12 protein-coding genes and 1 pseudogene are annotated in these 11,024 nt (G+C 43.6%); 8 read left to right on the top strand and 5 right to left on the bottom strand.

The window, feature by feature from the left end; all coding sequences use genetic code 11:
* Window positions 1-623 precede the first annotated feature (623 nt).
* Complete coding sequence (locus ACOCD9_RS20350; RefSeq protein WP_419548291.1) at window positions 624-2,096, top strand: phosphatidylserine decarboxylase; 1,473 nt, start codon at window positions 624-626, stop codon at window positions 2,094-2,096.
* Window positions 2,097-2,172: 76 nt separating this feature from the next.
* Here the strand turns inward: ACOCD9_RS20350 and ACOCD9_RS20345 are convergent.
* The 3 genes and pseudogenes from ACOCD9_RS20345 to ACOCD9_RS20335 all read right to left on the bottom strand — a co-directional run.
* A pseudogene (locus ACOCD9_RS20345) lies at window positions 2,173-2,403 on the bottom strand (hypothetical protein); the annotation flags it as partial.
* A gap of 173 nt (window positions 2,404-2,576) precedes the next feature.
* Window positions 2,577-2,933 carry an iron-sulfur cluster assembly accessory protein gene (locus ACOCD9_RS20340; protein ID WP_002747572.1) on the bottom strand — a complete coding sequence of 119 codons (357 nt, stop codon included), beginning with the start codon at window positions 2,931-2,933 and terminating at the stop codon, window positions 2,577-2,579.
* A 345-nt stretch (window positions 2,934-3,278) separates the two neighbouring features.
* On the bottom strand, window positions 3,279-3,668 hold the full coding sequence (locus ACOCD9_RS20335) for a hypothetical protein (protein WP_287704389.1): 390 nt from the start codon (window positions 3,666-3,668) through the stop codon (window positions 3,279-3,281).
* A gap of 211 nt (window positions 3,669-3,879) precedes the next feature.
* Here ACOCD9_RS20335 and ACOCD9_RS20330 point away from each other — a divergent pair, with 211 nt between their 5' ends.
* Together ACOCD9_RS20330 and ACOCD9_RS20325 are read left to right on the top strand one after the other, a co-directional pair.
* A complete protein-coding gene (locus ACOCD9_RS20330) occupies window positions 3,880-4,221 on the top strand; it encodes a phage holin family protein (protein WP_287704391.1) in 342 nt (113 codons plus the stop codon).
* 469 nt (window positions 4,222-4,690) lie between these two features.
* Window positions 4,691-5,617, top strand: a complete 927-nt coding sequence (locus ACOCD9_RS20325) for an RluA family pseudouridine synthase (RefSeq protein WP_419548290.1) — start codon at window positions 4,691-4,693, stop codon at window positions 5,615-5,617.
* Here the strand turns inward: ACOCD9_RS20325 and bioU are convergent.
* The gene (gene bioU, locus ACOCD9_RS20320) at window positions 5,614-6,615 is read right to left on the bottom strand and encodes a (S)-8-amino-7-oxononanoate synthase BioU (protein ID WP_287704394.1); all 1,002 of its coding nucleotides are present in this window, start codon (window positions 6,613-6,615) and stop codon (window positions 5,614-5,616) included. The two genes, ACOCD9_RS20325 and bioU, sit on opposite strands and share 4 nt — an antisense overlap.
* A 310-nt stretch (window positions 6,616-6,925) precedes the next feature.
* Between bioU and ACOCD9_RS20315 the strand changes: the two genes are divergently transcribed.
* The 5 genes from ACOCD9_RS20315 (at window position 6,926) to ACOCD9_RS20295 (ending at window position 8,778) form a co-directional block, all read left to right on the top strand.
* Window positions 6,926-7,141, top strand: a complete 216-nt coding sequence (locus ACOCD9_RS20315) for a DUF2997 domain-containing protein (protein WP_002752708.1) — start codon at window positions 6,926-6,928, stop codon at window positions 7,139-7,141.
* A 44-nt stretch (window positions 7,142-7,185) separates the two neighbouring features.
* A complete protein-coding gene (locus ACOCD9_RS20310) occupies window positions 7,186-7,572 on the top strand; it encodes a DUF1257 domain-containing protein (RefSeq protein WP_002762644.1) in 387 nt (128 codons plus the stop codon).
* Window positions 7,572-7,979, top strand: coding sequence for a ferredoxin (locus tag ACOCD9_RS20305; RefSeq protein ID WP_108937259.1), 408 nt, complete (start codon window positions 7,572-7,574; stop codon window positions 7,977-7,979). Before ACOCD9_RS20310 ends, ACOCD9_RS20305 begins: the two co-directional genes overlap by 1 nt.
* 83 nt (window positions 7,980-8,062) lie before the next feature.
* A complete protein-coding gene (locus tag ACOCD9_RS20300) occupies window positions 8,063-8,218 on the top strand; it encodes a hypothetical protein (protein WP_419548288.1) in 156 nt (51 codons plus the stop codon).
* Between the two features lie 320 nt (window positions 8,219-8,538).
* Complete coding sequence (locus ACOCD9_RS20295) at window positions 8,539-8,778, top strand: DUF2442 domain-containing protein (RefSeq protein WP_287704399.1); 240 nt, start codon at window positions 8,539-8,541, stop codon at window positions 8,776-8,778.
* Window positions 8,779-9,899: 1,121 nt separating this feature from the next.
* Here the strand turns inward: ACOCD9_RS20295 and ACOCD9_RS20290 are convergent.
* Complete coding sequence (locus ACOCD9_RS20290) at window positions 9,900-10,631, bottom strand: sugar transferase (protein ID WP_151696515.1); 732 nt, start codon at window positions 10,629-10,631, stop codon at window positions 9,900-9,902.
* Window positions 10,632-11,024 lie beyond the last annotated feature (393 nt).

The raw sequence follows: 11,024 nt of genomic DNA, 5'->3' as shown, positions 1-11,024 counted from the left end.
CGAAGGTTACATGATATCAGCCAGACTTGGAAACTATCTCATCAAATTAGTTCCCCCATAGAACCTCCTTGAGCCATCTTGCACACTTTTCTCTTTTTGTCAAATTTTATGTTAAGAAAGATGTGACTAATGGATAGCCTTGATAAGGGGGGTGTCTGACAACTTTTAACACCTACCTACTTACTAAATCTGGTTATTAAAAACTGATTATTTATTCTCCCTTTTGCATGAGTGCCTATCCTGATATGTAGCCTATACTCAACGGATTTAGTATTAGGTATAGACCTCGACCTAATATTATCTCAGGCAACTAGACCCACTTTCTGCACTTCTTAACATTCAATTGATAATTTTTACTAATCTATTGCTGACAAACCTTTGCCAGTAAAAATTATAGCTACAATGATGGATTTGTTATTAAGGTGAAGAATTGTAAATTTTTTTCTCAGAAAAAATCAATTATTGAAAATGTTCTTAATAGTAGTTTATACAATGAAGGTTTTTTGTCAAAACATCTTGGGGAATGTAAAAATATATAAAAGTATATGAAGATGTGCGGAATGTCGGCCCTGTCTGTGGAGATTTTAGATAGATAGTTTGATATTCAACAAGAGGAAAATGGCATGAACACAAATCACAACCAGAGTTATGGCCGGTTGAAATGGAAAGCGGTGTCGGCGCGGGAGGCCCAGCACCTGAACGAGCAGGGAGTTTCATCGTCAATCCCCCAGGGGCCGAAATTCCTTAAAGAGCTACCCCCCGATAGCGCAGTGTACGAGCCGAAGCAGCCGATCACAAAGAAACTTAAAAAGCTCATCGACGATTACGCCTATGGGGGAGCCTTCCAGAGCGCGATCTTGAAGATAAGACAACAGCGCATCCCCGAACTCGATCGGATACACAACCTCTACCAATTTTACTATTACATCGATGCCCTGGTAACGTGGATCCCCGGGTTGCGGGTCTGGGAATGGCAGGGCGACATTTACCACGAACGCACAGATTATCTGCACCTGACGCAGTTCTATTACTACTTCAACCAACCCGAACTCGTCTCCCTGCAAAGCCCGATCGCTCCCTTTACCGGCGAGGCTCTCACACCGCTATCCCTCTGGCTTCGGGAATTTGCGGTCGAATGGGGCGAATTTCTCGACACACCCGAATCGGCCAACCATCTCGTAACCTATAAGTTCGGGCCGGAATATACCTACCAGGACTACAATGGGGGCGAAAACGGGATCGAGAACTACAAGACATTCAACGAGTGGTTTTCCAGAACTTTCAAGGATATCAATCGACAGCGCCCAGTCGCCCAGCCAGACGATCCTCGGATTATCGTCTTCCCAGCCGAGTCCACTTTTGTCGGCCAATGGACTATCACCACTCCAGCGGGCGAGCCGATGCCCGCAGAGTCCTCAATCGTGGTCAAGCACGTCGAATGGCCTATCCCAGAACTGTTAAAGGGTTCCGAGTATGCCCAGGATTTCGAGGGCGGCATTTTCGTCCACAGCTTTCTCAATGTCTTCGACTATCACCGGCAGCACGCCCCGGCAGCGGGCAGGATAATTGAGGCTAAATTTATCCCAGGACAGGTTTACCTGGATGTCCAACTTGACCTACTCGATGCTGAGGGACGTGCCGATGAAAACTCATCCTTGGCCAACGTGGCCATGCCGCACCGTTATCTGGATGCACAGGATGCCACCGACTATCAGTTTGTGCAGTGCCGTGGGCTTTTTGTCCTGGAAACCGCTATCGGCAAGATCGCCGTGCTGCCCATTGGAATGGCGCAAGTATCCTCCGTTGTGTTCGTCAAACCAGGGACGCAGGAACTTATCCGTCTTACCCAACAGGAAAAGAAGGGGCGATCTTATGATGAGCAGGTGGCACTGATCAACGAGAAGGTGCGCCAGGAGGTGGTGGGAAAAACGGTGTCGAAGGGCGAGATGATCTCGACTTTCCTCTTCGGCGGCTCCGACATCGTGATGGTATTCGAGCGTCAGTCCAACGTCAACATCACGGCTACGGGAGGTGTTCACTATCCGGTGCGGAGTCAGTACGCCTATTCAAATATCGCCAAACTGCTGTCGTTTTGAATGATGGGTTAAAGCAAAGGTTCTTCGAGTGCCTAGTCACATCCAGGCACAGAATTCCGAGCTTTAGCGCGGGGAGTGTCAATTGCGGTATATAACTAAAACCGAGAATTTCTAGAATCGGTTGTATTAATTCTGCTTCCGTTTGCGCTTCGTTAAGAGTCGGCAAAATTGCCTTTTTTTGTTGATAAAGACTCTCTAAGCGGGAAAATGCCACCGATACATCCTCTTGCCATTCCGGAGAATCCAGCGGCCGATGCTCAAGATAGTGTTGAGAAAAAAGCGGTTTATTCCCTGTTTGTCCTGACATGGCCGATTATCCTAGCATTGAGGGTATCTAGCCTAAAAATGAAGGGTTCGCAGGCAGGCAAGGATTCCCATTATACAAAAAGTATATGTCAAGTCTCCGATTTTGTCAAGGGTTTTGGCCAAAAAAAATCGCCTCTGGGAGGTGGGGGTGAAAGGTATCACCCCAGAGAAATATTAAACGCCAAAAGACTTACCACAGCCACAGGTTTGACTGGCGTTGGGATTAGTGAATTGGAAACCACCGCCGATCATCGCGTTGCTGTAATCTAACATGAGACCATAGAGATAGAGCAGACTTTTTTTATCAGAGACAATTTTAAAGCCATCGTAATCGAAAACCTCATCTTGGGGGCCAATATTGCTAGGATGCTCAAAATCCATCATATAGGACATTCCCGAACAACCACCTTGACGCACACCCACGCGCAGACATAAATCCTTGCCCTGTTGCTCTTTGAGCATGGTAAGGTGTTTGAGGGCAGCCTCACTGAGTAAAATTCCTTTTCCTTGAATCTGAGTAGCTTGTGTCATCTTTAGCAGGAACTCCTAAACGCAGTTGAAGGGGACATATAAAACTTTACCTTCTCCTATCCATCTTAACGATAGTTGAGGGCTGATGACTGGATTACTTCTTACTTTTCCCAGTCTCGCAGAAGTTATAGGGCAAAAAGAAGCAAAAAACTGGGATTATTAATTAAATAGGGTTGCCAGAGACGACTAGGTTCTTGAAACAAACCATAGAGCCATTCTCAGCCGATTTTCGTCACCCAACAGGGTGCTTGAGACAATTCACCTTCCCTGGGGGGACGATAATCAAATCAGGAAAACGCTGCCTTGGCGATGCCGAAAAAGCAGCCGGAAAAGAGCCAAAGAAATTTACTTTTCTAAGCGAAGATTAGCACCGCTGCTATCGGTGCGATAAACCCAGGTTTTTTGGTTATCAGTCAGAATAATTCGCCATCCTTGCACCAGTGCTTGAGTACAGAATTCTCCCGGTTTAGCTAATCCTAAACAACCATCGGGCCAGGTTTGTGGTTGTGCTGCTTGAATTTGCAAGCGATTAACCGATATCTTGGTTTTCCGACTCAAATCTTGACGGGTGGCGGCGATAACCGAATTAGGTGGCTCAGGAGATGCTAAACTAGGTGGTGCTAAGAGGAGAGAAAGCAGACTCATTAGCATTAAAAAGCCAGTTGCTCCCTGAATAATTCTCGTTTTACCGATTGGTACTTGCTGGCTTCGGCTAAAATTTTTTCTAGATATCATCTTTAGTCTTGCCTCTTTCTGGGGGGTGATAGTCCGAGGGAATCTTCCTGTTTATTATCAGTGTAACCGATACTATGTTCCCGCTCTGGTTTTCAAGCAGAAGCAGCAGTCACTCTCAGTTTTCGTTGTCATCTCCTGAAGACTTCCGCCTCTTTAAGTGGCGATGGCGATTAAAATAGATGAGGATGAACTATCTTAGATGGATGGGCTTATGTTATCTTTTTTCCTCCGTTGGTTGATTACCGCCGTCTCTTTATTGATTACAGCGCAAATAGTACCCGGTATAGAAATTAAAAATTTTACCGTGGCTTTGATAGCTGCTGTCGCTTTGGGTTTAATTAATGCTATTATTAGACCCCTGTTGATTCTTTTTACCCTGCCTTTAACTATTTTGACCCTAGGGTTGTTTATTTTTGTGGTCAATGCCATTTCCTTTTCTTTAGCCTCCTATTTTATCAGTGGTTTTGAGGTAAAATCATTTTTTGCCGCTTTATTCGGTTCGATCGTGGTTTCGATCATTTCAGGAGTTTTAAATGGCATTTTCGTTGACTAAAGTGGGCAATAATTCGGTTGTTTAAAACAGCTTGGCTTACTGTGATTGATTAATTTCTGATGTGGAGACGTTGATTATAATACTAAATCTGTTTTTAATAGTACGATTAACTCCCAAGTTATGGATTGTTTCTCCCTTCTACCCGCTCCAGCACTCCCCTATATCTGCTAAACAGGATTTAGTATAACAACGTCTCTCTAATTTTTTGGGGATGAGAAAATCTCGACTAATTTGCTGTGGCTTTTGCAGCCAGAGCAAGTTCAATTACTGTCCGGGATGATCTGATCGGAAAAAACAAATATAATGATATTAATTAGATTAATAATAAGCTTTCTCAAGCATCTTTCTAGACAAAATAACCACAGGAGAGCCAACGGGAATTGTTGAGCTAAAGAGATTAACTAATCTCCAGTCAGTTTTTCTTGATTCCCCTACACCCTACACCCTACACCCTGATCACTAAAAATCGATGAACCAATTAAACTTAGAAGTTGCGGGAAAAAAAGAACGTTTAGATGCTTGGATGGGGTCACAATTGCCCGATTTATCGAGATCGAGACTGCAAAAACTGATAGAACAGGGATATATACAGTTAAATGGTCAAATTTGCACCAATAAAAATACTAAAGTTGGTCAAGGTGATCACTTAAAGATTACCATTCCCGACAGTCAACCCCTCGAATTAACCGCCGAGGCGATCGAGCTTGATATTCTTTACGAAGACGAATATCTGATTATTATCAATAAACCTGCCGATTTAGTGGTTCATCCGGCCCCCGGTCACGAATCGGGAACCTTGGTCAACGCTTTACTGCATCACTGCCCAAATTTAGCCGGAATTGGTGGAATTCAACGCCCCGGTATAGTCCACCGCTTAGATAAGGATACCACGGGCGCGATCGTTATTGCCAAAACCGACCAGGCCCATCAACACCTACAGACACAATTAAAAACCAAAACTGCCCGCCGGGAATACATCGCCCTCGTCCACGGTGTCCCCAAAACGGAGACAGGTACAATTGATCTGCCGATCGGTCGTCACCGCAGCGATCGCCAAAAGATGGCTATTATTGCCGTGGAAAAAGGAGGTAGAAATGCCGTCACTCACTGGCAAGTCAAGGAAAGACTGGGCAACTACACCTTAATGGAATTTCGTCTAGAAACTGGCAGAACTCATCAAATTCGCGTTCATAGCAGCCAAATCGGTCATCCGATTCTTGGGGATCCCCTCTATAGTTCAGGTCGTTCTATCGGGATTAATCTACCCGGGCAATTACTCCATGCCCATCGTTTAATTTTAGTACATCCGGTCACGGGAGAGAGCCTAGAAGCGATCGCTCCCTTACCCGCTATTTTCCCGAAAGTTTTAGCTATTTTACGGCAGAGAAACCCCTAGCGCACAAATTGCGGCATAATCTCCGCTGCTGTCCATAATCCGTAGATACCGCGACGATGCAGGGAAACCCCCGCTTTCAGATAACCGAAAGCCGGCCCGCAGACATTAGCCGCCATACTGGTTTCATCACCTAAAGTGAAGGTATGGGTGGAAATTTTGCCTTCAAAAGTCCGCCCCGTGACTTTAACATTGGTACTTAAAGGCTTTTTCGGGTTGCGCGTATCCACCACACCCCCGACGGAAACCCGATCGCGTCCACAAATTCCAGCCAATTCCAGCATAATATCGTCTGCGTGTTCCATATTTTCGAGGCTAAGAATGCCATTGGTTTTATTTAACAGCATTTCCACTTCCGCATCACTCATCTGGTGGGCTGTTTCTGGGTTGTAACCGGGTAAATGGGCGATATCTTCGCGAATAGTGGCACGATAAGCCTCCCAGTTGGCAATTCCCACGCCAAAGGTAATTTTAACGCTATGAATCTCTGCATAACTCTGGGCAGCTAGGGCAGCGGCCGCAGTTAACAGTCCGGGGGTAGCACCGCAGCCGGTCATATAGGTGATGCCGGCGGCTTCTAGGTCTGCTTGTAGTGCTAGGATTTGTTCCATGGCGCTGGTACGTTTGAGGGCATCGACTAAAACCCCGCGCCAACCTAAGCGAATGAAAGTTTTAGCGATATCGGCCATGAAATTGTTAGGTAAATTCGGTAAGGCGAGAAAATAGCCCTCTACGTCGGCAGTTTTGATTAATTCCTCGATACTGTTCTCGCTGAGACTGCCGTAATTTTCCAGATAACCGATCGAACCCCGGTCATGATAAATTTTGTTACAGGTATTGACATCTAGACCGTCTTTGTGGTATGCAAAACCGGCTTTATCGGCGGCGGCAGTCCAGAGCATTTCCTGTTTGGGGGCGAGAATTCTAGCGGCAGCCTGTCCCAAACCACCAAAACCTAAAACACCGATCCGAAGGCGATCGCTGGCTATTTGTTTATTCATATTTGTTCTGATTCCTATAGACAAAATTCTATGATCTCGGCGGTCGTGGTTCGCCGTTGCATCTCCTTTATTTTCAATTTATCGCTTCAGGTCGTCTTTTTTGTGTAGTTTTGTTAAATTATGCCCACTAGGTTAAAGTTCGCCCTTGACGATGAAGAAAAGTTACGGGAAACTTACAAAAAATGAAAGTGGTTGGCCGAGATAATATAAAGTTTTGCTAAAATTTTAACCAGATTGCTACGATTAGCAAACTATCGTAAATTAAAACGATAGGGAGCTTTGCAAACCCCAGATTACGCCGAGAAGACCTATGAGCATGGAAAGCCTAGAGTTTATCATCTATCCCGATGGTCGCGTCATGGAAAAGGTGACAGGCATAGTCGGTTCATCTTGTCAAGAGGTGACGGCGGCGATCGAGGCACAACTCGGGCAGCTGATGTCTCAAGAGAAAACCTCGGATTATTACCATCAAACCGTCAGCCAGTCAGAGAAAGTCAGCAACGCAGCCACTTTTAGCGACTGGTAATTTTTCATCTTTCCCGATCCCTTTATTTAAGCCACTGAAAAACCATGTCACACTTTAGCAATATCAAAACCAAAATCCGCGATCTATCCTACCTAAAAGCCGCCCTGAGCGATATGGGTATGGAATGGAAAGAGGGTTCCCACCCCGTCAAAGGTTATCAAGGTCAAACTTTAACCGCAGAGGTGGTAATCGAGCAAGATAACAATTACGATATCGGTTTTCGCTGGAATGGTAACGAGTACGAGTTAGTTGCCGATTTGCAATACTGGCAACAACCCCTAACCGTAGAAGGATTTTTAAGAAAAGTAAATCAAGGTTATGCCTACCACACCATTCTGGCAGAAACTGCTAAACAGGGTTTTCAGGTGGCAGCACAGGAAAAAAATACTGATGGTTCTATTCGTCTAGTGGTACAACGTTGGAGTGCCTAATGGCTGATTTTTCTCCCGAACGCTCTGGTTTTGAACCAGAGTTAGGGGGATTCCTAAGAGATTCCCCCGATCGCACTGGTTTTGAGCCTGAATTGGGTGGTTTACTGCGCCAGAAAGCGGTTTACGTCGATGAGGTCACTTGTATCGGTTGTAAACACTGCGCCCACGTTGCCCCCAACACCTTTTTTATTGAAGGTGAATACGGTCGCTCTCGCGTCTATAATCAGGACGGTGACGAAGAAGAAATTATTCAAGAAGCGATCGAGACTTGTCCAGTCAACTGTATTCACTGGGTTAATTATAATCAGTTGTCATCCCTTGAGGAAGAACGCAAACATCAAGTGATTAAACAGTTAGGTTTTCCTCAGATTCACAAGAAATTTAGCGCCGAAGATTTAGATCTCTAGGGTGGATAGGTGCAGCCTCATCCACCTATTATTTCCGAGCAGTCATGGCAGCGGTTCTCGATCGAATCCGCTACAGTTCTTAAATGAACACCCAACTGATTTATTCTCTCGCGCGAATTATTCTCTCTCTCTCCGAGGAAGAAAGAGAGTTACTGAATCGGAAAATTGAGAGCGAACAACGGGAAAATTTGCAGATTAACGCTCAAATTTTGGATTTAGAAAACCGTGTCAAGCAATAGGAAAATCAATATCCCATGAGTTCGGAAGAATTCTCTTCTAGATTTCGTTCCGGTGAGCTAGGGGACGCTATGGATTATTTCGAGTGGAATGTTTATTATGAAATGCTATTGGCAGCTAGAAAAGAGTTAAGTTTATGATCAAATTAGATGGAGATAGCCGATTATATTCCCCTAGTTAAACGGAAATTATCTGAGAGTTCGATTGTGAACTCTTTCACGATTGTCGATGAAAGAATTTTATTCGATCGAGGTTATTTCCGAGCAATAGTCCTTCGATTTCAAGACAACAACTGTATAAAATTGAACCACTGAGATAAATCATGAATCCTAGAGTTAAAGAAGTTATCCCTTTGCCAAACTATCAATTACAACTCATCTTTACTAATGAAGAAAAGAAAATTTATGATTGTTCACCACTGCTCGATTTTGCCATCTTTCAAGAACTTAAAAACAAACAGTATTTTAATCAAGTAAAAATTTTAGATGGTACGGTAACTTGGCCGAACGAACAAGATATCTGTCCGGATACTCTCTATCTTGACTCCATTTCCCAAACCTAGAACAGTTCGATCGAGGAAACCCAACAACAAAAGTAACGCTCCCACTGATCAGATTTTCTTTCGCTACAGCCTTTCTCAGAAAGATGAGGTTAGTTATTGTTGCTAAAATACTTGATGAGTAAGGATTACTCTGTACTTCATCTCTAGGAGAAAGAATGAGAAATTTTCTACTTACCCGGTGATTGCTGTGGGGAGGGAAAAGTTAGAGGCAATCGGGGCAAAATGATAAGTATTTTATATGCAAATACCTTCAATACTTAAAAATATTTAAATTTACAATTAGTAATATTTATTTTTACTTAAGAATTTATTGAGAATAATTTCTATTTATTTACGAGGTGACAATACTTCCAGCGATTTTGGTATAATTTCGAATTATGCTATGGTGGTTTTTTCTGTGCTTTTTTGGACTTCTCAAGGTCTAGCTTGCCTTGAAACCATTGCTAAATCTAGACTTTCCCTTTTAGCCAAACCAAACACTTTCGCCAATTATCCCTTTTTTCCCTAACAACGTTGATCTAATTTTTGTGTAGTTTTGTTGCAAAGTCAAAATTTTTTTGACAAAATGCCCAAATTGTGATAAGGACGAAATGACGGGATTTAGCATCATCTCTAGCTCCAGTGTTTCCTAAAACCAGAAATTTCGTACCTCACCCTTAAGATAACAGCTAAGTAGTGTTTGTTCAAAAAGGCCTAGGATGGGGTCAGGCAGAAGGCAGCAGTTTAAGGCTTTGTTGCTCTCCTTTTTTGTACCAGTTTGCCTACTACAAGAAGGATAATGCAAGGTTTTTGAAGGTCTCAATCCTATTTTCGCAGCATGAACATCGGATTTTAAAAGGTCAAAAGTCTTATTTTAAAAGGGTTCTACCATTATCTAGCAAGCCCTAATTACTATAGCGTTTCCTAAGCTAGTGAGGTACACATATTTTCTTCCCTTTTGCCTTTTGCCTTTTGCCTAAAACCCATAACTTTTGTACCTCAGCAGACTGAAAAACGCTATATCATAATATTTCTTCTCAAAAAAAGAGGAGAAAAAAGCAAGTTCTGCCTTTCTCTCCCCCAGTTTAGCGATTAATTACATTGAAACAGTAGCCAGTAATCTTGAACTACTATTGACTGCCTTAGTAAGCACCGTTATTTTTGGGAAAAACCACAACACCGATAGTTCTAAAGATTACCCAGATATCGGTTAACCAGTTGCGCGAATTAACGTAATACACATCCATCTGCACCCGCATGGGATAGGGGATGTCATTACGTCCAGAAACTTGCCATAAACCAGTTAAACCGGGGCGAATAGTTAAAACTTTGTCGATGCGATTGCCATATTTCTGCAATTCTTCGGGAACTAAAGGCCGCGGACCGACGACGCTCATATCTCCCCGCAGGACGTTCCAGAACTGGGGAAACTCGTCTAAACTGGTTAAGCGGAGAAACTTGCCAATCCAAGTTATGCGGGGATCATCCTTCAGCTTGAAATTATCCTCGAATTCCGCTCGCAGTTGGGGAGAGTCTTCCATCAGTCTCTCTAATACCTTATCCGCATCCATTACCATAGTACGGAACTTGATACAGTTGAAATGCTGGAAGTTTTGACCGACGCGCTTCTGCACATAGAAGACCGGACCGGGGGAACTAATCGCGATCAGTAAGGCTAAGATTAAATAAAGCGGCGAAAAGAAAATTAGAACCGACAGGGAGAAAACGATATCGAATAATCGTTTTGAGGTATCGCCGTCTAAAGCTATTAACCAAGATTTTTGATGCCGTCTACCAGAGACCGAAGGTTTGAACCCTCGCTTCATCAAAGCTTGTAGAGCCTTGACGGAGATAAGTTGGCTATTAGCAGTCATCTTACTCCTTCACATCACACACACCACACAGTACCCATGATAAAGCCACAAGACTGAAAAAACAAGTCTTCAGGCCAATAACTGGCACTGGCCATTTTAGAACTTTTGTACTAAAAAATCTCTAATTAGGGTTTGCGGCAAAAAGTTTGTTGGTGGGGTTAGGAGTCAGCAGTCAGCTTACTGTTCACTGAGAAAACTTCCCGCTCTCCTATAGCTTTTAAACAGGATTTAGTATTGTAGGACGCTTTTGAACCAGCAATTCTCATTTTAAAAAGTAACAAGTGATACAGACAGAAACAAAGCTTTAAGCAAGCTACAAAATGCGCTCCCGCGAGTGCGACTGCATCGCAGAGAAGTGAGTATATAGAGTATTTATACTCAAAATATTTGAAA

It is taken from the genome of Microcystis sp., from assembly GCF_048564745.1.
In the GTDB taxonomy this organism is placed as follows: domain Bacteria; phylum Cyanobacteriota; class Cyanobacteriia; order Cyanobacteriales; family Microcystaceae; genus Microcystis; species Microcystis ichthyoblabe_A.
This window is presented reverse-complemented; position numbering and strand designations above follow the sequence as displayed.